Origin of the sequence: Streptomyces sp. NPDC048483 (genome assembly GCF_040651455.1) — a bacterium.
Taxonomy (GTDB): Bacteria; Actinomycetota; Actinomycetes; order Streptomycetales; family Streptomycetaceae; genus Streptomyces.
Genome location: NZ_JBEZJZ010000014.1, coordinates 87,935 through 109,229 on the forward strand (window position 1 = coordinate 87,935; position 21,295 = coordinate 109,229).

The 21,295-nt window shown below is 71.6% G+C and carries 23 protein-coding genes and 1 pseudogene; 10 read left to right on the plus strand and 14 right to left on the minus strand.

Annotation, left to right across the window (positions count from 1 at the left end):
* Positions 1–4: 4 nt before the first annotated feature.
* Positions 5–430, minus strand: coding sequence for a hypothetical protein (locus AB0D04_RS10640; protein WP_362701639.1), 426 nt, complete (start codon positions 428–430; stop codon positions 5–7).
* Between the two features lie 326 nt (positions 431–756).
* Here AB0D04_RS10640 and AB0D04_RS10645 point away from each other — a divergent pair.
* A pseudogene (locus AB0D04_RS10645) lies at positions 757–867 on the plus strand (integrase core domain-containing protein); the annotation flags it as partial.
* A gap of 10 nt (positions 868–877) precedes the next feature.
* Here the strand turns inward: AB0D04_RS10645 and AB0D04_RS10650 are convergent.
* From AB0D04_RS10650 to AB0D04_RS10660, 3 genes are all read right to left on the minus strand, one after another.
* Entirely contained in the window at positions 878–1,789 is a 912-nt protein-coding gene (locus AB0D04_RS10650; RefSeq protein ID WP_362701641.1) for a hypothetical protein, read from the minus strand.
* Positions 1,790–2,043: 254 nt separating this feature from the next.
* On the minus strand, positions 2,044–2,346 hold the full coding sequence (locus AB0D04_RS10655; protein WP_362701643.1) for a DUF397 domain-containing protein: 303 nt from the start codon (positions 2,344–2,346) through the stop codon (positions 2,044–2,046).
* Positions 2,327–3,169, minus strand: coding sequence for a helix-turn-helix transcriptional regulator (locus AB0D04_RS10660; RefSeq protein ID WP_362701646.1), 843 nt, complete (start codon positions 3,167–3,169; stop codon positions 2,327–2,329). The genes AB0D04_RS10655 and AB0D04_RS10660 overlap by 20 nt, the downstream gene beginning before the upstream one ends.
* A 114-nt stretch (positions 3,170–3,283) precedes the next feature.
* Here AB0D04_RS10660 and AB0D04_RS10665 point away from each other — a divergent pair, with 114 nt between their 5' ends.
* Complete coding sequence (locus tag AB0D04_RS10665) at positions 3,284–3,523, plus strand: hypothetical protein (RefSeq protein ID WP_362701648.1); 240 nt, start codon at positions 3,284–3,286, stop codon at positions 3,521–3,523.
* Between the two features lie 5 nt (positions 3,524–3,528).
* Positions 3,529–3,729, plus strand: coding sequence for a hypothetical protein (locus AB0D04_RS10670; RefSeq protein WP_362701750.1), 201 nt, complete (start codon positions 3,529–3,531; stop codon positions 3,727–3,729).
* A 71-nt stretch (positions 3,730–3,800) separates the two neighbouring features.
* On the opposite strand, the gene AB0D04_RS10675 is transcribed toward AB0D04_RS10670, so the two are convergent.
* Genes AB0D04_RS10675 through AB0D04_RS10685 form a run of 3 tightly spaced genes read right to left on the minus strand, consistent with a single transcriptional unit; the run spans position 3,801 to position 7,423 of the window.
* The gene (locus AB0D04_RS10675; RefSeq protein ID WP_362701651.1) at positions 3,801–5,561 is read right to left on the minus strand and encodes a PTS transporter subunit EIIC; all 1,761 of its coding nucleotides are present in this window, start codon (positions 5,559–5,561) and stop codon (positions 3,801–3,803) included.
* 21 nt (positions 5,562–5,582) lie between these two features.
* Positions 5,583–6,521, minus strand: coding sequence for an N-acetylmuramic acid 6-phosphate etherase (murQ, locus tag AB0D04_RS10680; protein ID WP_362701653.1), 939 nt, complete (start codon positions 6,519–6,521; stop codon positions 5,583–5,585).
* A gap of 50 nt (positions 6,522–6,571) precedes the next feature.
* Entirely contained in the window at positions 6,572–7,423 is an 852-nt protein-coding gene (locus AB0D04_RS10685; protein WP_362701743.1) for a MurR/RpiR family transcriptional regulator, read from the minus strand.
* 228 nt (positions 7,424–7,651) lie between these two features.
* Between AB0D04_RS10685 and AB0D04_RS10690 the strand changes: the two genes are divergently transcribed.
* The 3 genes from AB0D04_RS10690 to AB0D04_RS10700 all read left to right on the plus strand — a co-directional run bounded on the left by AB0D04_RS10690 (position 7,652) and on the right by AB0D04_RS10700 (position 9,001).
* Positions 7,652–8,026 carry a hypothetical protein gene (locus AB0D04_RS10690; RefSeq protein ID WP_362701745.1) on the plus strand — a complete coding sequence of 125 codons (375 nt, stop codon included), beginning with the start codon at positions 7,652–7,654 and terminating at the stop codon, positions 8,024–8,026.
* A 9-nt stretch (positions 8,027–8,035) separates the two neighbouring features.
* A complete protein-coding gene (locus AB0D04_RS10695) occupies positions 8,036–8,323 on the plus strand; it encodes a DUF4031 domain-containing protein (RefSeq protein WP_362701655.1) in 288 nt (95 codons plus the stop codon).
* Between the two features lie 147 nt (positions 8,324–8,470).
* A complete protein-coding gene (locus tag AB0D04_RS10700) occupies positions 8,471–9,001 on the plus strand; it encodes a pyridoxamine 5'-phosphate oxidase family protein (protein WP_362701657.1) in 531 nt (176 codons plus the stop codon).
* Positions 9,002–9,037: 36 nt separating this feature from the next.
* Here the strand turns inward: AB0D04_RS10700 and AB0D04_RS10705 are convergent, their stop codons facing one another.
* Positions 9,038–9,625 (minus strand): TetR/AcrR family transcriptional regulator, encoded by a 588-nt coding sequence (locus AB0D04_RS10705; RefSeq protein WP_362701747.1) that lies wholly within the window; start codon positions 9,623–9,625, stop codon positions 9,038–9,040.
* A 289-nt stretch (positions 9,626–9,914) separates the two neighbouring features.
* Between AB0D04_RS10705 and AB0D04_RS10710 the strand changes: the two genes are divergently transcribed.
* Positions 9,915–12,119, plus strand: a complete 2,205-nt coding sequence (locus AB0D04_RS10710; RefSeq protein ID WP_362701659.1) for an MMPL family transporter — start codon at positions 9,915–9,917, stop codon at positions 12,117–12,119.
* Positions 12,120–12,193: 74 nt separating this feature from the next.
* Here the strand turns inward: AB0D04_RS10710 and AB0D04_RS10715 are convergent, their stop codons facing one another.
* Positions 12,194–13,420: a Cmx/CmrA family chloramphenicol efflux MFS transporter gene (locus AB0D04_RS10715; RefSeq protein ID WP_362701748.1), complete on the minus strand. Its 1,227-nt coding sequence runs from the start codon at positions 13,418–13,420 to the stop codon at positions 12,194–12,196.
* 221 nt (positions 13,421–13,641) lie between these two features.
* Complete coding sequence (locus tag AB0D04_RS10720; RefSeq protein WP_362701661.1) at positions 13,642–14,319, minus strand: hypothetical protein; 678 nt, start codon at positions 14,317–14,319, stop codon at positions 13,642–13,644.
* Between the two features lie 141 nt (positions 14,320–14,460).
* On the opposite strand from AB0D04_RS10720, the gene AB0D04_RS10725 reads away from it, so the two are divergent.
* Positions 14,461–15,153, plus strand: coding sequence for a maleylpyruvate isomerase family mycothiol-dependent enzyme (locus AB0D04_RS10725; protein WP_362701663.1), 693 nt, complete (start codon positions 14,461–14,463; stop codon positions 15,151–15,153).
* A gap of 95 nt (positions 15,154–15,248) precedes the next feature.
* Here AB0D04_RS10725 and AB0D04_RS10730 read toward each other — a convergent pair whose 3' ends face one another.
* The 3 genes from AB0D04_RS10730 to AB0D04_RS10740 are packed head-to-tail and all read right to left on the minus strand — an operon-like array spanning position 15,249 to position 17,421.
* Positions 15,249–16,166 carry a transporter substrate-binding domain-containing protein gene (locus AB0D04_RS10730; RefSeq protein ID WP_362701666.1) on the minus strand — a complete coding sequence of 306 codons (918 nt, stop codon included), beginning with the start codon at positions 16,164–16,166 and terminating at the stop codon, positions 15,249–15,251.
* A 41-nt stretch (positions 16,167–16,207) separates the two neighbouring features.
* Positions 16,208–16,942 carry a hypothetical protein gene (locus AB0D04_RS10735; RefSeq protein ID WP_362701669.1) on the minus strand — a complete coding sequence of 245 codons (735 nt, stop codon included), beginning with the start codon at positions 16,940–16,942 and terminating at the stop codon, positions 16,208–16,210.
* Complete coding sequence (locus tag AB0D04_RS10740; protein WP_362701672.1) at positions 16,939–17,421, minus strand: hypothetical protein; 483 nt, start codon at positions 17,419–17,421, stop codon at positions 16,939–16,941. The genes AB0D04_RS10735 and AB0D04_RS10740 overlap by 4 nt, the downstream gene beginning before the upstream one ends.
* 312 nt (positions 17,422–17,733) lie before the next feature.
* Here AB0D04_RS10740 and AB0D04_RS10745 point away from each other — a divergent pair, with 312 nt between their 5' ends.
* Positions 17,734–18,507, plus strand: a complete 774-nt coding sequence (locus AB0D04_RS10745; protein ID WP_362701675.1) for a copper homeostasis protein CutC — start codon at positions 17,734–17,736, stop codon at positions 18,505–18,507.
* 198 nt (positions 18,508–18,705) lie between these two features.
* A complete protein-coding gene (locus AB0D04_RS10750) occupies positions 18,706–19,092 on the plus strand; it encodes a DoxX family protein (protein WP_362701678.1) in 387 nt (128 codons plus the stop codon).
* A gap of 98 nt (positions 19,093–19,190) precedes the next feature.
* Here AB0D04_RS10750 and AB0D04_RS10755 read toward each other — a convergent pair whose 3' ends face one another.
* The gene (locus AB0D04_RS10755) at positions 19,191–21,278 is read right to left on the minus strand and encodes an AAA family ATPase (RefSeq protein ID WP_362701681.1); all 2,088 of its coding nucleotides are present in this window, start codon (positions 21,276–21,278) and stop codon (positions 19,191–19,193) included.
* Positions 21,279–21,295 lie beyond the last annotated feature (17 nt).

Below are 21,295 nucleotides of genomic sequence, written 5' to 3' on the forward strand. Positions count from 1 at the left end.
CCGGTTACGGAACGCGCACGGACGTGACCGGGCGGGTGGTCGCAGTCGGCGAAGGGCGCGTCCTCACCACGCCGTACCAGGCGGCAAAGGCGGCGATGAACGCGACTTCGGAGACGACGGACAGGATCCCGTAGGGAGGGTCCCAGCCTTGTTCCTGGTAGTCCGGCAGCCCGACGGTACGGGACAGCGCGAAGCCGAGAATCATGCCGGCGTTGATCAGCGTCCCCAGCACCCATGCCGGTACGGGGTTCCGTCGCGCGAGACCTGCGGCGGCGAGGAGCAGCGCAATGCTGCCGACAAGGAACAGGACTCCTATGTAGGTCACTTCCTGGAGATGTTCGGGGACGAGAAGGAGATGGACGACGGCGCTGAGGAGGGCGCAGAGGGCGGCAGCTCCCCTCAGTGAAGCCTCGGCGACGAGGGAAGACATCGGGGACCTCCTGGAATTCGTCGAATTCGCCAGGACGGATCTGCGGGGCATACGGATCTGTGCGGCACTCGGATCTGTGCGGCACTCGGATCTGTGAGGTATGCGGATCTGCGAGGCATACGGATCTATGAGGTGTACGGAACGAGCCCGGTGAATGGCTCATGATCGTTCCCGCGGTCGGCTCCTGGCGCGTGCCGCCGCTGCTGACCAGGGTGGATCGGTCCGTAGGCGTGGGCCGCCTCGCGCTGTACCCGGTCACCACGTTGGTCGCATCGTTGGGGTAGGGCGAGATTCACGGATCCGACCTGACCCTCACGTTGCGTGAGGCGGAAAGGTGGGGTGCGCTCAACCCCTGGCTCGAGCACTACAACAACGAACGACGCCACTCAGCCCTCGGAGGCCGGCCGCCGATCAGCCAACTGCAACCCACCTCATGACCGGGTACACCTAGACGGCGCTCAAGTCGCGTAGGTGCTGGACGCGGGTGTGGATGTCGGTGGGGCTCGGGTCGAGTGGGGAGGGGTGGCGTAGGGGCTCGCCGCGGCAGGTTCCGCAGATGCCGCCGGGGAGGGCCTCGGGCCGGCCGGGGGCGCGGCAGACGGTGCATTCCATGATGCGGAGGGGTGGGCGCGCGGCCGGGGCCGCCTCCGGTGCGGGTGGCGGCAGCTTGGTGAGTAGGCGGCTGCGGGTGAAGCGGCCCGGGTGGTGGACGCCCTCCGGGGGGAGCCCCGCGGTCAGGGCGCGGAGGAAGTGGTCCGGGGTGGCGCCGCGGGCCAGCCATTCCTCGGCGAGGGGTTCGAGGGAGGCGCAGTCGGCGGCCGAGAGGGTCAGGCGGGGTTCGGCGCGGCCGAGGGCGGCGAGGAGGTCGTACGCCCGGGTGCGGGAGTGGGAGTGGGAGTGGGAGCGGCGTTGGGGCGATGGGGGAGGCGGTGGTGGGGCCGGGTCGGGGGTGGGGACGTTTCCGGTGTGGAAGGACGTCCACCAGGCGTCGTCGCGGGGCGTGCGGGAGAAGTAGGTACGTGTCACCCAGCGCACGCTGCCGTCGTCACTCGGGAGGGTCTCGGTGATGCGGCGGAGGTGGCCGGCCTCGGAGAGGCGGCGGAGGGCCGTGCGGAGGGCGCACTGGCCGTAGTCCGGTAACACCTTGGCCAGCGTCTTTACGGAGATGTCCGCGCCGTCCGGGAGGCGGTCGAGGTAGGCCGCGATGGAGGCCTCGCGCCGGGGGAGGTGGGCGAAGTCGGTGGGGTGCTGGGGTTGTTGATCGGGGGCGCCCCGTTTTCCGTAGCCGGGTTTTGCGGCGGGGTGGGGGGCCTGGGATGCGTGCGCGGGCAGCGCAGCGCTAGAGTCTGCCGAAGCCATGAGATCGCTCTTTTCGATCTTGATGGTTAGGCCCTGGCAGGTGTGCTACCACCTGTCGGGGTCGTCGCATGTGTGGGTGCTGTTGTGACGCACGCTAGACCGACGCGACGCGTCGTCGCAAGCCGATCACGGAAAGTCATGTGCGCTGGTGCGCGCGGGGGTTGGGAGGGTGGGTGGGTAGTTTTCTTCCGCCCATTCCTTGGAAAGAGGGCTCGGAGGACGGGACTTGAGCCCCGGCCCTCCGAGCGGGTAAATCAGGCGCGGTGCAGGGCGCCCGATTTGATGTCGGCGACGAATGCCGACCAGGCCGGTATTCGGAACGCGAGCGCCGGGCCGTGCGGGTCCTTGGAGTCGCGGACGGGCACGATGCCGGTCAGGTCGTCGCGGACTTCGAGGCAGTTGCCGCCGCTGCCGCCGCTGTAGCTGGACTTGCGCCAGCGGGCGGCGCCGGGGAAGTCGCGGGCGACCTCCAGGCAGTCGCCCCCGTCGCCGCCGCTGTAGGTGGACTTGGTCCAGGTGGCACTGGTCAGGTCGTACTCATGTCCGATGCTCTCCATGTTCGTAATCCTCTGCCATTGATTCGAACAATGCCAGGGATTCTTGAGGCGAGAGCGCGTTGGCCGTGAGCAGCTCGTAGGTCCGTCGGTGGCGGGCGACCGTGGCCGGGTCGTCCTCCAGCTGGCCTGTTTCCAGCCCTTCGAGATAGACGAGCTGGGGCGCGTCCTCGAAGGACATGAGCTTGAGGGCGCCTTCCATCGCCGGGTGCGCCCCCGCCGAGAACGGGATCACCTGCACGATGATCCGGTGGCGGCGGGCCAGGTCCGCGATATGGCGCAGGGCCTCCGCCATCACCGCGGGGCCGCCGACCTCGCGGCGCAGCGTGGCCTCGTCAAGGACCGCCCACACAAACGGGGTTGTGGGATCGTCGAGGAGGCGTCCGCGTTCCAGTCGTGCCTCCACCAGCTCGTCGATGACGTCCTCCGTCGCCGTCGGCTGGTACGCGCGGAACACCGCCCGCGCATACGCCCTCGTCTGGAGCAGGCCGGGGATGAGCTGCGGCGCGTACTCCTTGATGGTGGCCGCGATCGCTTCCGCCTCCGCCGCCTCGGCGAAGTGGTCCGGGTACTTGGACTTCGTCGCGGCCTCGCAGTTGCGGGCGAAGTAGCCGTCCGTCTTGAGGATTTCGTCGAACTTCTCGGCGTACTCCGGCATCATCCGCCGCGTACCGGCCTCCAGCTGGCCGATGAGTGATCCGCTGGCGAAGAGGAAGGCGCCCAGCTCGTCCTGGGTCAGTCCGGCCTTGTCGCGCTGGTGGCGCAGTTCGGCGCCGAGCATGGCGCGGGGGGAGGAGGACGGGTCGAGTTTCTTGGGTCCGGGCATCGCAGCAACTCCCTGTCTTACACGTTCGGATGTGGGATCTGCGCCTCTGGCCAGGCTAGACCGGCATTCGCCACGCTGGGTGGGTAATGGGAAACCCAGCGTGAAGGGTGAGAGATGGTGGGAGTGGAGAGCGCGGGGGCCGCGGGGGCCGCGGGGAACGAGTCGCGGGGCGCCGAGGAGGTCGTCGCGGAACTGGACCGCGCGCTGCGGGCGGTGGGCGTCAACCTGCCGTCGCTGGGGGTCGATCCGGTGTCGGAGCTGAGCCGTGCGATCAGGCCGCTCATCGAGCTGGGGCGGTGCAACCTCGACACCGCCCGCCGGCTCGTCGACGTGCTGGCCGAGCGACGGCCGTGAGGGTGGTGGGCGGCCGTTACGCCGTGGACGGGCGGGACGGGCGGATCGGCAAGGTGATGGGCCAGGAGGGGCCGTATGTGCAGCTGCGGCCTCCTGGGGGCGGGCGGGAGTGGGACTGCCCGCCCGGTGCGTTGCGTCCCGCCGGGCCGTGGGACGAACTGCGCGCCAAGGTGGCCGAGGCGAATCAGGCGAGCAGGCTGCCGTGAGGGGCGTGGGTACGGTGCCGGCCGGTGACCGGCGCCGTACGGGACGCGTGGGCGCCGTATCGGACGGGGCGTCAGACGGGTACCGGCTCCTCTCCCGAGGACGAGTCGTCGGGGGTGGGGGTGTCCGGCCCGGCGGACGGCCCGGTGGGCGTGGCGGTGGGCGTGGCGGTGGACGGGCCGGTGTGCGTGGCGTCGGGCGGGGCGTCGGGCGGGGTGGCGGGGGCTTCCGAGGCTTCCGGGGCTTCCGGGGCGGCGTTCAGGTCGGTGAGCATCTGCTTGCTGAAGCCGAAGAAGTAGGTGGCGAGGAAGCCGACGAGATAGCCGACGGCCAGGCCCAGGGCGTAGACGGCGACGGTGAGGCCGATGCCGTGGTTGCCCTTGACCAGGGGGAACAGGGCCCAGCCGGAGGGGCCGATGGCGGTGGAGCCGACGGTGTTGCCGAGCTGGTTGACGAGGCCGATGAAGCCACCGCCGAAGGCGCCGCCGATGCAGGCGGTGATGAAGGGGCGGCCGAGGGGGAGGGAGACGCCGTAGATGAGGGGTTCGCCGACGCCCAGGAAGCCTGCGGGGAGGGCGGACTTGATGGTCGTACGGATCGAGCCGTTGCGGGGGAGGCGGAGGTAGACGGCGATCGCGGCACCGACCTGGCCCGCGCCGGCCATGGCGAGGATGGGGAGCAGGACGGTGTAGCCCTGCTGCTCGATGAGGGTGGTGTGGATGGGGATGAGGGCCTGATGGAGGCCCAGCATGACCAGGGGGAGGAACAGGCCGCCCAGGAGGAAGCCGGCGATCGCGCCGCCGTGGGCGAGCAGCGAGTCGGCGAAGGTGCCGATGGCGGTGGAGACCTCTCCGGCGACGTACATCAGGCCGAAGACGGTGACCAGGCCGGTGACCAGGACCGTCAGGGTGGGCGTGAGGAGGACGTCCAGTGCCGGGGGGACCAGTTTGCGGCAGCGTTTTTCCACCTGGACGGCGAGGAGGGCGGCGGCCAGTGCGCCGAGGACGCCGCCCTGGCCGGGGGCGAGCTTCTGGCCGAAGGCGGTGATGGTGGCGATGCCCGGGAAGACGATGACGGCGGCGACCGCGCCGCCGAGGATCGGGGTGCCGCCGAATTCCTTGGCGGTGTTGTAGCCGACGAATACGGCGATCAGCGACATGAAGCCGGAGGCGATGGCGGCCAGCGCCGGGACGACCGAGGGCAGCCAGCCGAGGTTGGCCAGCAGGCCGTTGATGCCCGCGACGATGCCGCAGCCGATCAGGGCCGGGATCAGCGGGACGAAGATATTGGCGATCCGGCGGAGGAAGAGCTTGGCGGGGGTGGCGTTCTTGGCCTTCCGTCCGGCTTTGAGGGCGGCGCCCTGGGCGGCGAGGCCGGCGGCCGTGGTCGCGGGGGCGGGAGCGGGGGCGGGAGCGGGGGCGGGAGCGGAGGTGCTTACGGGGGCGGGGGCGGGGGCCGGGGCCGGGGCGTCGGCCGTGCGGGTCTCCTCGACGAGGCGCTCGAACTCCGGGGTGACCCGGGCGACCGTTCCGGGGCCCAGCACGATCTGGTACGTGTCGTCCTCGACCACGCCCATGACGCCCGGCACGGCCTGGAGGGCGGCGGCCTGGACCAGCGAGCGGTCCCGGATGCCGAGGCGGAGGCGGGTCATGCAGTGGGCGATGGAGGTGAGGTTCCCGGCGCCGCCGACGAGGGGGAGGAGCGCGGCGGCAAGGGCGCGGTGGGCGTCCTGCTTCTTGTCCTGCTTCTTGTCCTGGCCGGTGTCTCGGCCGGTGTCTCGGTCGGTGTTTTGGTCGGCGTCTCGGCCGGTGTCTCGGTTCGTGTCTTCGGGCATGTGGGGTGCCTTGCTGTGCGGTCAGTGTGTGGCGGCGGACTCGAGGGCGGCCCGGAGGTGGCCGTGGGACGCGTCGAGCAGGCGGGCCGCGGTGGGGCCGTCGACCTTGCCGAGGATGGTGAGGATGGCGTTCTTGACCTCGCCGTCCGTTGCGGCGAGCGCGGCCTCGATCTCCGGATCGGACGCGCCGGTGGCCAGCGCGACGATGCGGCGCGAGCGGGCCCGTAGCTTGTCGTTGGAGGCGCGGACGTCGACCATCAGGTTTCCGTAGGTCTTGCCCAGACGGATCATGGTGATGGTCGAGAGCATGTTGAGCACGAGCTTCTGGGCCGTGCCGGCCTTGAGCCGGGTGGAGCCGGTCAGCAGCTCGGGACCCACGACGACCTCGATGCCGTGCTCGGCGGCCGCGGCCAGCGCGGAGCCGGCGTTGCATGACAGGCCGATGGTGAGGGCGCCGAGCGCGCGGGCGTGCTCGACGGCGCCTATGGCGTACGGGGTGCGGCCGGAGGCGGAGATGCCGACGACGGTGTCCTGGCCGGTCAGGGCGAGCGCGGTCAGGTCCTCGGCGGCGAGTTCCCTGCTGTCCTCGGCACCCTCGACGGAGGTGACCATGGCGGACGGGCCGCCCGCGATCAGCCCGCGGACCTGCGTGGGGTCGGTGTGGAAGGTCGGCGGGCACTCGCTGGCGTCCAGCACGCCGAGGCGGCCCGCCGTGCCGGCGCCCGCGTAGATCAGGCGGCCGCCGCCCGCCATCCGCTCGGCGGTGGCGTCGATGGCGGCGGCGATCTGGGGGAGCCGGGCCGCGACGGCGGCGGGGACGGTGGCGTCCTCGGCGTTCATCGTGCGGGCGATCTCCAGGGTGGAGCGGTGGTCGATGTCGGCGAGGTCGGGGCGGTAGGCCTCCGTGGTGAGGGTGTCCAGTTGGGCGCGGAGGTGCGCGTAGTCGGCGGTGGAGGTCATGGCGTGCGGCTCTTTCCGGGGTCGGCTCGGATGCCCAGCGGGAGGAGCGGTCAGGGCTGGTGGCGGTGGGCGAGGGCCTCGTAGGAGGCGGAGAGGGCGGGGGCGGCGGTTTCGTAGGTGCGCTGGGCGACGCCTATGAACAGGCAGTCCACGACGAGGAGTTGGCTCGTCCGGGACGACATCGCGGCCGGCCGCAGCTCGCTCTCGCGGGCCGTGGAGGTGGTCAGGATGTGGTCGGCGTACGCGGCCACCTCGCTGTCCGGGCGGCCGGTGATCGCGATCGTGGTCGCGCCGTTGTCGAAGGCCACCCGCAGTGGCTCTATGACGTCGGTGGTCCGGCCGGAGTGGGTGATCGCGATGGCGACGTCGCCGGTGCGCAGCTGTACGGCATTGGTCACCGCGAGATGCGGATCGGAGTGCGCATGCGCGATCAGGCCGATACGCAGCAGCTTCTGCGCGAGGTCCTGGCCGACGAGATTGGACGCACCGATGCCGTACACATCGATGCGGCGGGCACCGCACAGCGCCGCGACGGCCGCTTCGAGCTGGCTGACCTCCAGCCCGGCGGCGGTGTCGGCAAGGCACTGCTGCTCTTCCTGCGCGAGCTTGGCGACGACGTCCGTGAGGGAATCATCGACCGCTATGTCCGCGGTCACGGCGGGCGCGCCGCCGGCCTCCTGCTGCGCGGCGAGCGCGGCCAGGGCCAGCCGCAGATCGCGGTAGCCGGGGTAGCCGAGAAGGCGGGAGGTGCGGACGACGGTGGCCTCGCTGGTGCCGGTGCGCTCCGCGAGGCCGGTGACGGTCAGGGCGGCGCAGCCGGCGGGGTCGCCCGCGACGGCTTCCGCGACCCGCTGCATGGAGCGGGTCATCGTCGGGCTGAGCGAGCGGACCTTGGCGGCCAGGACCGCGGGGACGGGTGGGGTCGGGGCCGGTCGGGGTGCGACGGCCGGTTCCTTCGCGGCTTCCTTGGCCGCGGCCTTGAAAGTTTCCTTCACGCTGCTGCTCACGTGTGAAAAGTAATTTCATCGGCGGACCGCGTCAACACTCGCCGTGCCGAGGTTGTGGAAAAGTCGCGCGGTGCGCTCCGCCTGTGGACAGCGAGCGGGTCCGGACCGGCCGTCCGCGCGACAATGGACGGCATGGAGCTGGAACAGGCATTGCATGCCGCGCGGGCGCTGGTGCTCGCCGACCTGGTGGCTGACGACGTCGCCGACGCCGACATCGTCTCGCTCGTCGAGGACGCGGTCGTCCACCGCCGATGGTGGGTGGAGCAGTGGCCTGAGGGCGCGGAATTCGTCGCGGGACTGATAGCTCAGGATGTGCAGGACGCGCTGCTCGAGCGGTACGGCCGCTGGCCGCTGTGTCCGGTGTGCACCACATCCGGTGACCCGCACGCGCTCGATGTCGAGCCGGAGTTGGGGCCCGATCCGCACTGGGTCTGCCCCAAGACGGCGGTCGCGGTGGCGCGCGTCGGCAGCCTGCGCTCCCCTGGAGAGATGAGGTGATGGGCTGAGGTGGCGATCTATATAGACCCGCCCACGTGGCCGGGGCACGGCCGGATGTGGTCGCACCTGGTCAGCGACACCTCGTACGACGAACTGCATGCCTTTGCGGCCGGGATAGGCGCGCCGCGGCGGGCGTTCGAGCGGGACCACTACGACCTGCCCGCGGAGCGCTATGCCGACGCGGTGCGGGCGGGGGCGGTGGCGGTCGGCTGCAAGGAGCTGCTGCGGCGGCTCACGGCGGCGGGGCTGCGGCGGCCCAAGCACCGGGCGGCGCCGGGGGTGGGGGAGGGGCTCTAGCCAGGTGGATCGGACCGGCGGTGTGTCGGACCGGCGGGTGTGTCGGACCGGCAGGTGTGTCGGACCGGCCGTGTGCCGCGGGCGGCCCGACGATGGGCCTGAGGGGGCGCTGTACGGGTAGGCGCACCGCAGGGAAAGGGGTCAGCGATGGCAGCCAAGGAGCCGGTCACCGAGCTTCACCCGGACTACAGCAGCGCGGGCGCCACGGCCACGGCCTGGCCCGCGGCGGTCGGCGGCATGACCGAAGCGGAGATCTTCTGGCTCAGTACCGTCCGGCCCGATGGCCGCCCGCATGTCACCCCGCTGCTGGCGGTGTGGGCGGACGGCGCGCTCCATTTCTGCACCGGGGCCGAGGAGCGCAAGGCCAAAAATCTCGCGGCCGATCCGCGCTGTGTGCTGACGACGTCGACGGCCGGGGGCAATGACCTGCATGCGGGCCTGGACGTGGTCGTCGAGGGCACGGCGGAGCGTGTCGAGGACGAGACGACGCTCCGTGGCCTGGCCGATCTCTTCGTCGAGAAGTACGGCGACGACTGGCGCTTCGAGGTGGGTGACGGCGCCTTCCTCCAGGAGGGACACCGGGCACTGGTCTTCCGGGTCGAGCCGGTGACGGCGTTCGGCTTCGGGCGCGGGGAGACCTACACCCAGACCCGGTGGACGTTCGACGGCGGGGCGTGAGGCGCCACCGGTCCGCAGGCGGCCGCGGTACGAAAGTTACGGCCGCGCGGGGGTGCGGAGGGCCTCGCCGACCATCGGGTCCAGATAGCGGAACATGGCGTGCTTCAACTCCGTGACGTACGCGTCACGTTCGGCGCCCTCATGCGCCAGGATGAGTTCCAGGCCCGCCTTGAACAGGCCGAAGCTCATCTCCGCGGTACGTGCGATGTCGGCCTGGGGCGCGTCGGGCCGATAGAGGGCGATCAGATCCCGGATGCGCTCCAGCAGGGCCGTGTGCAGCGCGTCGTGCTCCTCGGCCATCCGGCCCGGGACGTCCGGGCCGTGCATCAGCGCGAAGAAGACCGGGTGCCGGCAGTTGAAGTCGACGAAACGGTCCACGATGCCGTCCAGCCGCTCACGCAGCGGGATGTCCGTGTCGCCGGGGGCGAGCGCCTCGCCGTACGTATCGCGCATCTGGTGGATGAGCCGGTCGCCCAGCTCGATGGCGATGGCCTCCTTGTTCGGGAAGAACTGGTACAGCGTGCCGGGTGAGACGCCCGCCTCGCGGGCGATGGCGTTCGTGGAGGCCGCGGTGTACCCGCTCTTGCAGAACACGGCCGCCGCGGCTTCGAGCAGCTGGGCGATGCGGCGTTCGCCGCGGGCCTGACGCCGGCGCGGTTTCTCGTCCTGTCCGCCTTCGGACGGGGTGGTCGGCGCCGGTCCGGCCGCTGCCCGGCCGCGGGGCAGTCCGTCCTCGGCCTGCTGCTTGTCGACCACGGTTTTCCTCAACTCTCCGATCGCGATTGACAAACACGAGACATCGCTCGCATTCTTGAAAAACGCGAGCGACCGCTCGTGTTTGCCAGTCTATGGCAATGGGCGACCCATGCTGCCTGCCCGGACGCAAGGGTCACGGTGAAGGGGACACCGCGTCATGTCCGAAGTCAACAGCCCGCCGGACGGCCCGAGGGTGGGGGGCTGGACCCGTTTCGTGACCGCGCGGCCCCGCCTGTCGCTGCTGGTGGCGCTGGTGCTGACCGCGCTGGCCGTGTTCGTCGGCAGCGGGGTCGCCGACCGTATGGGCGCCGGCGGCTGGGAGGACCCGGCCGCGCAGTCCACGTATGCGACCAAGGCATTGGAGCGGGAGTTCCCCGGCTCGCAGCCGAACCTGCTGCTCCTCGTGGACAGCGGACGGGCGTCCGTGGACGATCCAGCGATCGCCGCCCAGGCCAAGCGGCTGACGGCCCGCCTCGCGGACGAGCGGGGGGTGACAGGCGTCGGGTCGTACTGGCGGACGCCTTCCCCGCAGCTGCGCGCAAAGGACGGACACGAGGCCCTGATCGCGGCCCGGGTCACCGGTGACGACAAGGCCGCGGGCGAGACCCTCGACCGCATCGCACCCACGCTCCGCGGAGCGCACGGCCCGGTCCGGGTCTCCGTGGGCGGCCCGGTCGCCGTGCGGCACGAGATCCAGACGACCATCGGGGAGGACCTGGTCCGGGCGGAGATGATCGCCCTGCCGATCACGCTCGTGCTGCTCGTCATGGTCTTCGGCAGCGCGGTTGCCGCCCTGCTGCCGCTCGGCATCGGCATCGTCGCCATTCTCGGTACGAACGCGGTCCTGCGCGGCCTCACCGAGGTCACGGACGTATCGGTCTTCGCCATGAATCTCACGACCGCCCTGGGCCTCGGCCTCGCCATCGACTACGCCCTGTTCATCGTCCGCCGGTTCCGCGAGGAACTGACCGCGGGCGCCGAGCCACTCCAGGCGGTCGGGACGACTCTGCGCACCGCCGGACGCACCGTTCTCTTCTCCGCGCTGACCGTCGCGGTCTCGCTGGCCGCGATGCTGGTGTTCCCGCAGTACTTCCTGCGCTCCTTCGCCTATGCCGGCATCGCCGTGGTGCTGCTCGCCGCGGGCGCCGCGCTGATCCTGCTCCCGGCCGCGCTCGTCCTCCTCGGTCACCGGGTCAACGCCCTGGACCTGCGACGACTCATGCGCCGCGGCGCACCCCGTACCGAACCGGGCCGTGGCTGGGCCCGCGCCGCCTCCCTGGTGATGCGGCGCGCCCCGGTCTTCGCCCTCGCCACCACCGTCGGTCTCGTCCTCCTCGGACTCCCCTTCCTCGGCGTCAAGTTCGGCACCGCCGACGATCGCCAGCTGCCCACGACCGCCGAGTCCCGTATCGTCCAGCAGCACCTCCGCGACGGCTTCCCCGGCAGCCCCGGCGGCGGCCTCGAGGTGCTCGCCGAGGGCCGGGCGACCCACTCCCAGTACGCCGACTACCGCAAGCGGATCGATGGCCTGCCCGGAGTGGCCCGGGTCGAAGGGCCGCTGGTGAAGGGCGACGCGGCCTATTTCACGGTGCTCCCGAAGGGCGAGGCGGTCGGCCAGGACGCCCAGCGCGCGGTCCATGAAGTGCGCGCCGCCGACGCCCCGTTCCGTACCTCTGTCACCGGCACGGCGGCCGTTCTGGTCGACTCCAAAGACGCCATCGGCGACCGGCTGCCCTGGGCCGCGGGCATCATCGCCGTGGTGACGCTGCTGCTGGTCTTTCTGCTCACCGGAAGCGTGCTCATACCCCTCCAGGCGGTGGTGCTCAACGCCCTCAGCCTCACCGCGATGTTCGGCGCGGTCGTCTGGGTATTCCAGGACGGCCACCTCTCCGGCGTCCTGAACTTCACCAGCACCGGAGACATCGAGACCACGCTCCCCGTGCTGATGTTCTGCGTCGCCTTCGGGCTCTCCATGGACTACGGGGTGTTCCTGCTCTCCCGCATCAAGGAGGAGTACGACCACACGGGCGACCATCCGCATGCCGTGCGGTACGGGCTCCAGCGCACCGGCGGCCTGATCACCGCGGCCGCCCTGATCCTCGCGGTGGTGATGGTGGCGATCGGCACATCCCGGGTGGCCAACACAAAGATGCTGGGCCTGGGTATTGCGCTTGCGGTCCTCATGGACGCGATGATCGTGCGCAGCCTGTTGGTCCCTGCGGTCATGCGCCTGACGGGCCGGGCCACCTGGTGGGCGCCGGGCCCTCTGCGCCGCTTCCACGCCCGGTTCGGTATATCGGAGGGCGAATCCGCCCCCGCGCCCATGGCAGAGCAGGCCCGCGAGCCTCAACCCGTGGCGTAGGCGTTCGGGGGGCGGGGCCCACGATCGGTGAGCCCGCCCCCGCGCCGCTCGCGCCCTTGGTGTTCCTGGTGCCGCTAGCGCCGCTCGGCGGGCGCGCTCTTCGCGGTGGTCACGCCGGCCGAGGAGGCAACGAGCCGGGAGCGGTGGTCGTCCGACCGGTGCAGGCGGAAGGCGATGCCCGTCACGGCGACGGCCGCGGCGGCCAGCGCCGCGCCGGTCCAGGCCACGGCCGGGTAACCCCAGTGGGCGCCGATGACCAGGCCGCCCAGCCAGGGGCCGAGCGTATTGCCGATGTTGAAGGCGGCGGTGGTGGTCGCGCCCGCCAGCGTCGGCGCGGCGTTGGCGACATTGAACATCCGGGCATTGAGCGCCGGGGCCGTGGTGAAGGCCGTCACGCCGAGCATCAGGGAGAGCGCAACCGCGGCTATCGGGTTGTGTGCCGTCAGCGCCAGGACGGCCAGCACGACCGTAGAGGCGGAGATGCCGACGAACAGGGTGCCGAAGAGGTGGGCGTCGGCGATCCGGCCGCCGATGAACGTACCGATCAGGGCGCCGACACCGAAGAGGGCCAGCACCGTCGGAACCCAGCTCTCGGCGAGCCCGGCGGTGTCGGTCAGCAGCGGCGAGAGGTACGAGAAGAGGGCGAAGACGGCCGCGCCGTTCAAGGCCGTGGCGGTCAGCGCCAGCCAGACCTGCTTGTCCTTGTAGATCGTGAGCTCGCGGCGCAGCTGGGGGCGGTCGTCGCCGGTGGGCACGGCCGTACGCGGCACCACCGCGATCACCCCAACCAGGCCGATGGCGGCCAGCCCGGCCACCGCCCAGAAGGCCGCCCGCCAGCCGGCGTGCTGGCCGAGCAGCGCGCCGGCCGGGACGCCGGCGATGTTGGCGATGCTCAGCCCGCCGACCATCACGGCCATCGCGCGGGCGCGGGCGGTCACCGGCACCAGCGAGATGGCCACGGCCGCGCCGACCGCCCAGAAACCGGCGCAGGCCAGCGCGCTCACCACCCGCGACGCAAACAGCACGCCGTACGTCGGTGCCACCGCGCCGGCCACCTGGCCCAGGCCGAACAGGCCGAGCAGGGTTATCAGGGTCGTGCGGCGCGGGAGCCGCAGCGTCGCCGCGGCGAGGACCGGAGCGCCGACCACCATGCCGATCGCGAACGCGGAGACCAGCAGTCCGGCCTGCGGAATGGAGACCTCCAGATCGCGGGCGAGCGGCTGGAGGATGCCGGAGAGCATGAATTCGGACGTTCCCAGGGCAAAGACGGACAGCCCCAGGACGTAGACGGCGATGGGCATGCGGACGCGGTCGGTGTGGTGGGTGCGGGCGGTGCGGGCCGTGCGGTCGGCGGGTTCGGCGAGTTCGGATCGGGCTGGCATGACAGGTGCTAACAACGGTAGGACGCCTGACATTCCCGGTTCGTGAAATGTGACCTCAATCGCCGGGCCAGCCGGGCCAGCCGGGCCAGCCGGGTCGGCCGGGCCAGCCGGGTCGGCCGGGCCAGCCGGGCCAGCCGGGGTCAGCCGATCAGCAGGTCCAGCTCGGTGGTGAGGTTCTGCCGCGCCGTGTGCTCCCAGCGGTCGTACGCCATCGGGGTCCTGAACAGGCGAGGCAGGCCGAGGAGTTGGCGCAGTACGGCGGCGCGGCCCGCGGTGAAATCGGGGTCGGGGACGAAGGCGTACTCCTCGCGGACGGCGGCGGCATAGGCCGCATAGTCGTCCGGGGAACCGGCGAGCACCGCGAGATCGGCGTCACACAGCACCTCGCCGTCGGGGTCGTCCGGGGACGGGTCATGGGTGACCGTGAGCCGTACCAGGCGGGCCACCTCGGCCGTGCGGGCCGCGCCGATGCCCAGTTCGGGCAGGGCGCGCTCGGCGAGGGCGGCGCTGCGCTCCTCGTTCTCCGAGCGTTCCGGGCGGTAGACCGCGTCGTGGAACCAGGCCGCCAACTGGACGACGGGCAGATCGTCGGCGTGCTCGGCGAGTTCGTCGATGCGCTGCAGGACGGCGGTCAGATGGGCGACGGTGTGATAGCGGCGCTGCGGTTCGGCCCACCGGGCGAGGAGGTTGTCCGCGTACGGCACCGGGTCGGGACCGGCGACGGCGTACGAGCCGCGGGCCTCGGCGACGGTGGCCGCCCAGCGGTGGGTCAGCTCCTCCGGGGCGGTGAGGTGCGCCTTACGGGGCTCGGGGGTCATGGCAGTCATTGTGCCTCGGGGGTCAAGATCCTCCGGGCTCGGGAATCCAAGATCCTCCAGGTTCGGGAATTCCCTGCGGGCGGGGCCGGGGCGCGGTTACCGTGCGGCCGTATCGTCGCCGTACCGATCAAGGGGTGGCCTGTGTCCGCAATACCGGAAGCATCCGAAGACATCCGCGACGCGGAGCTGCCCGGCCGGTTGCTGGTGACCGAGCGGGATGCGTTCATGCCGCTGCTCCGGGCCACGCCCGAGGAGTGGTTCGCGCTCCGTACGGCCTGTCCGGGGTGGACCGTACGGGATGTGCTGGCGCACTGCGGCGCGGCGCTGATCCGGATCATCGAAGGCCGCCTGGAGCCGGGGGTGTTCTCGCCCGCGTCGAATGCCGCGGATGTCGCCGAGCGGGCCGACTGGCCGCTGGCCCGGGTGCTGGACGAGCTGGAGCGCGGGTTCAGCGAGGCGGGTCCGGCGATCGCCGCGGCCGGTGGGCCGCTCGACGGGGTGGCGCTGGGGGAGTGGGTGCATGCGGGCGACGTACGGGATGCGTTCGGCGTGCCCGGGGCGTACGCCGGGGAAGGCGCGGAGGCGGCGCTGGACCTGCTGGTGATCTCTTCGCGGAAGCGCGGCAAGCCGCTGCTGCGTGCCGACCTCCTGGACGGCGACGGCCGCAGCAGTGGCCGGTCGCTGGAACTCGGTGTCGCCTCCGACGGGCGCGCGCCCGCCCGGCTGACCTGCGATGTGCCGACGCTGATCCGGCTCTACGCGGGACGTTCGCTGGTCGGTACGCGGTATGAGCTCGCGGGAGCGGAGGAAGCGGAGCTGTCGATCTTCGCCTGAGCTGTCGCTCTTCGCCCGAGTCGTCGCTCTTCGGCTGAGCCGTCACTCTGCGTCTGAGTCGTCGCTCCGCTCCTGAGCGTCGTACAGACAGACCGTCAGGTCTTTGGCCGGTCGCGGCAGGAGAGCGAGTCGACGGTCGTCGGCCGCGGCTTGAAGTTGGTCTCCCAGTTGGCGTCGGCCTTCGGGATCGACGGCAGGGCGGTCGCGAAATCCTGGCTCCAGGCGTTGTCGGCCAGGTAGTCCCGCAGGGCGTTGCGCAGCTTCAGGCAGTCCTCGCGATGCCCCTTGGCCATGGCGATGCCGTACTGGTTGGCGGATCCATAGGTGATGTCGGGGACGACCTTGAGATCCGGGTTCTCCTGGGTGAAGCCGTAGAGGATCATCTGGTCGGTGGAGACCGCGTCGGCCGTCTTCTTGACCTTGAGGTCGTTGATGCAGGTGGAGGCGTCCGGCTGCTCGTAGACCACGATCCGGTCGTACGCCGGGCTCTCCAGGGTGGTGACGGAGGTGGTCCCCGGCCAGGTGCAGACGCGCTTGCCGATGACGTCGTCGGGCTTTTTGATCCGGTGGTCGTTCTTGCGGATCATGATGCCCTGGTAGGTGGTTGCGTACGGCCCGGCGAAGTCCAGGTCCTTCATCCGGTCGACGGTGATCGAGTACGTCGCCACGACCAGGTCCTTCGTCTTGTCGGTGAGCACCGAACGGCGGTCCTCGGACGGCACGATCCCGAAGTCCGGTGTGGCGCCGACGCCCTTGAGGACCTGGCGGGTGACGGCGGTGTCGAAGCCGGAGAACTTGTAGTTGCGGACGACGGCGGTGCCCGGCTGGTCGTTCTTCGTGCCGACCAGGACCTTGCCGTCGGCGAAGAGGGAGGGCGGCTGGTCGGCGCCGCAGGCGGTGGCCGTCAGGGCGGCGAGGGCGAGCAGAGCGGCTACGAGGGGGGCGCGGTGGGCGGTGCGGCGGGCTCGCGTGGTTCCTCGCGTGGTTCCGGTTCGCGCTGTCCTGATGGTCATGAGGGTCCCCGTTCTTGTCGTTCGGCGTAGGCGGCTCCGGATCACCTGTCGTGCAGCACGGCGCCCGTCGCCCGCACGTCCATCCGGCAGCCGCGCGCGGTACGCAGCCGCAGATCGATCCGTACGGAGCCGGTCCCTGCGCCCAGGGTGAAATCGACGGTTCCACCGGGGCGGAGGCTCTTGGTCTGGGCCGCGACACCGGAGGTGAGCAGGGAGACGGTGGCGCGGGTGTCCGGGAGGCAGGTCGGGCCGGACGGGTCGTGGTCGTCGACGGCCAGCGTCAGGCGCAGGGCGTTGCGCGGTTCCTTCAGGGCGTCGGCGTCCAGGAGGAGGGCCAGGGTGCGGTGGGCGTCGGCGTCCAGCGGCTGGCTGCCCTCGGTGCGTACCTGTCCGGTGACATCGATCTCGCCGTGGGTGCGGACGCTCTGGAACGCCAGCCAGGCGCCGACCGTTGCCAGGACGGAGACGAGGGAGAGGGCGCCGACCACGGTTGCGCCGCGCGGTCTCCGGTTGAGCACGCGGGCGGCGGCCGTGCCGACCGACAGGGCGGCGAGCACGCCCCACAGGGTGTACTGGCTCGCGGGTCCGTCCGGCCAGGTGCTCCCGCTGATCACCAGACCGGTGCAGGCCGCCAGGAGGGGCACCCAGCGCGCGCTGGGGTGCATCACCCACTTGATGATCACGTTCTTGATGTCATTGGCGGCGATGGAGTGGTCGCCCTGCGCCAACGAGTGCTTGTGGACGGCGCCGTCCTGGGTGTCCCCCGGGCGGGTCATGAGCTGTCCTGGGTGCCGCTGCCGCCCCCCACGTTGATGGTGCCCTCGATCTTGTTGGCCGCGATGGAGCCCTGGCCGGTCGCGGTGGCGTGGTTGTTGTGGGTGATCTGCGTGCTGGTGGCCGGCGCGCGCTGGGCGATGTGTTCCAGCAGGTGGGGGGCGTCGCGCCGGTCGGCGGGGGCGCGCAGCCAGGCCGTCACCGCGTCGGACAGCAGCTGCCGGTCCTGTTCGCCGAGGCCCGCGAGCCGTTCGTCGAGGGCGTCCGCGCGGCGGGTGTCGAGGAGCGGCTGGGCGGTGCCGTCGCCGAGGTCGCCGGCGCCGTCGCGGTGCAGCAGGCGCCGGAAGAAGCCCTCGCCGGCTGCCACCGTGCCTTCGGCGATCCGCTGCTGGGCCTGGGTGATCACGGCGGTGCCCAGGCTGTTCGCGGCCAGGGCGAGATACGGAGCGATCTCGGCGGACACATTCGCCAGGTCGGACATCCGACTCTCCCAACGGTCATAGGTCACGAACGCTCATGGGTCGCCACGCTCATAAGTCACAGCGCTCATAGGTCACGGGCGCAACATCCTTACCGGAAAGGCGTGTTACCCATGTGCGGGGTGATCCATACCTGCACGATTGAGGGGTTTCGGGCCAGGTTGAGGGCCGGGTGCGGGGCGGTGGCGTACGGGTGGTTGCCGGGGGATTCCGGGCGCGTCCGGTGGCGATTGGTCCTCGCAGGGCCGGGCAGCCTTTACGCTGGATATTGGACTAGACCTGTCGAAATCTGTCGTTGCCCGGATTGGGGTCACATGAGCAAGCGCGCGCTCCTGGAGGTGATCGCCCTCGGCCCGGAGGACGCGATCGCCGCCCAGGCCGGTGGAGCCGACCGCCTGGAACTGGTCACCGATATGGCGGCCGACGGGCTCACCCCGCCGCGGGCCGTCTTCGCGGCGGTCCGGGCGGCCGTCGACCTCCCGCTGCGGGTGATGCTGCGGGCCTCCGACGGCTTCGCGGCCGGCGATGTGGCGGCGCTGTGCGCGGACGCGGCGGCGCTGCGGGCGGAGGGGGCGGACGAGTTCGTGCTGGGCTTTCTGACCCCGGACGGGCGGCCGGATCTCGAGGCCGTACGGGCCGTGGCGGAGGCGATCGACGGCTGCCGCTGGACCTTCCACCGGGCCATCGACCGGGCCGCCGACCGGGACGCGCTGCGCAAGGAGCTGGCCGGGCTGCCCGCGGCCGCCGGGCTCGACACGTACCTGACGGCCGGGTCCGCACAGGGCGTCGAGCAGGGGCTGGCGACGCTGGTCGCGGAGCAGGCCCGTACGGCGGCGGGCGAGGCCGGATATGCGCCGCGCATCCTGGTGGGCGGCGGGCTCACCCTCGGACATCTGCCGCGGCTGCGGGCGGCCGGACTCGACGCGTTCCACATCGGCGGCGCGGCACGCCCGGCCGGCTGGTCCGCCCCGGTGGACGCGGCGGCGGTACGGGAGTGGCGGGACGCGGTGGACGGGCCCCAGGGCGGGGCCCACGGCGGGGCGGGGGGCCCGGTGGGCCACGCGGTGGGGGACGGGGCGGGCGTCTAAACCCTTCCGGCGGCCGGGCCCCGTGCTGCCGGCCGGGCCCCGTGCTGCCGGTCGATGCGGCGGGTGGGACGGTCGCTGATGACGCCTGGGGCGGTCGCCGGTGACGCCCGGCCCCGCAGGCCCATGTGACGTACACCATGCGAGGGTGTGTCACTTCTTGGGGGCATGCCCCGTCCGTGAGGTGAACGATCCATCCCCGTGCTCACGGAACAGGAGTCCTGCGTGTTCGTCGCCTACCTCGCGGTCACCCTCACTGCCTCGGTCCTCAACGGTCTGGCCGCCGTCGCGAACTTCATGGGCCACGACTACCCCAAGAGCCAGGCGGACAAGATGGGTGTACCGCGGTCCTGGATGCGCCCGTTGGGCACCCTGCTGGCGGCGGGCGCCATCGGGTTGGCGGTGGGGGTTGTGGTGCCGTGGCTGGGCGCGTTCGCCGCCGCGGGCCTCGTGCTGTACTTTCTCGGCGCCTTCGGAGCCCACCTGCGAGCTCGTGACCACCACTTCGGTGGCTGGGCCGTCTTCTTCTGCCTGGCCGTGGCAGCCCTGGTCCTCAACTTGGCCTACCACGGCGGGAACTGCATGTAGCCGTGCGGTTTCACCGCAGCAGCTGATCGCCGAGCCGGCTGCACAGGTACAGGACGAGGTGCCCCTGCCCTGGCCCCCATGCGCGGCCGCTCCCGCCGTCAGCTGTTCCGGTCCGCTCCCGCCGTCAGCCGTTCCGGCAGCTCCGCCGCGTGGACGACCGTGAGGCCGGAGACCGGGCGCGTCAGGCCCACGTACAGCCGGCGCAGCCCGGTGCGTTCGTCCGGCTCGCCGTCGACGATCGCCGCGGGCTCGTCCAGCACCACGTAGTCGTACTCCAGGCCCTTGGCCAGAGTGGCGGGCACCAGGGTGAGGCGGGACTCGGCGGAGGTCTCCTCGCCGGGCGCCAGAGGGGTCACGCCCGCCGCCTCCAGGGCCGCACGCAACACCGGAATGCGGGCCTCCGAGGCGATCAGGCCGATCGACCCCTCCTTCGTCAGCGCCTCGTCGCAGGCCGCGAGGACGGCCGCGTCCAGGTCTTTGGTCGCGACGCAGCGGACCGCGAAGTCGCCCGCCGACTCCCGGATCGAGGTGGCCTCCGTCAGGTCGGGGGCGATGGCCGGCAGCAGCCGGGACGCATACGCGATGACCTCGCGCGGCACGCGGAAGCCCTGGGTCAGCTCCTCGACGGCCGAACCCGGCTTGCCCAGGTGAGCCAGCGCCTGCTCCCAGGTGTCGGTCGCCCACGGGGTCGTACCCTGCGCAATATCGCCGAGGATCGTCGCCGAACCCGTCGTGCAGCGGCGGCCCACCGCCCGGTACTGCATCGGGGAGAGGTCCTGCGCCTCGTCGAGCACCACATGGCCCAGTGAGTGGGTGCGCTCCACCAGGTCCATCGCCTCGTCGACCAGCACCGCATCCGCGGACGACCACGTGGCGCTCTTCACGCTCCGGGGCGGCTTGGCCCACAGGATCGCCTTCTGCTCCTCGGGCGTCAGAATGCCGTCCGCCTGCGCGGCGAGGAACTCCGCATCGCCCAGCAGCCGCAGCACCAGCTTGGCCGGATCGACCGCCGGCCAGGCCGCCTTGACCGTGGCCTTCACCGCGGCATTACGGGCCACCGCGTCCTGCACCCGGTCGTCCGGTGCCTCGCCCGCCTGCTCCATCCGCACCAGGACGGCGTGCGCGATCCGCTGCGGCAGCGCGTCGCGCGCCGCGCCGTAACGGATCTCCCGTTCCCTCAACTCCCGGACGATCTCTTCGAGTTCATACGCCGGTACGCGCCAGCGACGGGAGCCGCGGACCACCACGCACGGCTCCTGCGGCATGGTGATGCCCGAGCGGACGGCCCGCCGCAGCACCTCCGCCATCCGGGCGTCGCCCTTGACCGTCGCCGTGGCCGCCTCGTCGGCGCCCCGCACCTCCACATGCCCCACCAGGTCGTCGACCGTGGCCTGCTTGACCTCCAGTTCACCCAGGGCGGGCAGGACCTGCTCGATGTAGTGCAGGAAGGAGCGGTTGGGGCCGATGACGAGGGTGCCGGAGCGGGCCAGCCGCTCCCGGTGGGCGTACAGCAGATACGCGACACGGTGCAGGCCGACCGCCGTCTTGCCGGTGCCCGGCGCCCCCTGGACGCAGACCGAACCGCCGATGCCGGCGCGCACGATCTCGTCCTGCTCCGGCTGGATCGTGGCGACGATGTCCCGCATGGGGCCGACGCGCGGCCGCTCGATCTCCGACTGGAGGAGTTGGCTGGTGCGGGCCGCCTCTGTCGGGTCGGTCAGGTGCTCGTCCTCGTAGGCCGTCAACTCGCCACCGGTGTAGCCGAATCGGCGGCGCAGCTTCAGATCCATCGGGTCCTTCTTGGAGGCCCGGTAGAACGGCTGGGAGACGGGGGCGCGCCAGTCGATGACCATCGGGTCGCCGTCGGCGTCGTGGACATGGCGGCGACCGACGTAGAAGTTCTCGCCCTCCCGTCGCTCACCGCCACCCATGCCGGGAGCGTGGAGATAGTCGAGGCGGCCGAAGAAGAGCGGGGTGTGGGCGAGGTCGGCGAGGGCCTTGATACGGGCGTCGATCTCGCCCTGGAGCACCTCGGCGTTGACCCAGTTCGCCGTGACGTCGGCGATGTTGAGCTCTTCGGTGTTCTTGCGCATCGCGCGCAGGGCGGAGCGGGAGGCGGCGAGGTGGGAGCGTTCGCGCTGCAGGGGGTCGGTGTCGGGCGACGGGTGGGCAGGGGAGGGCGGCACGGCGTTGACTCCGGTGG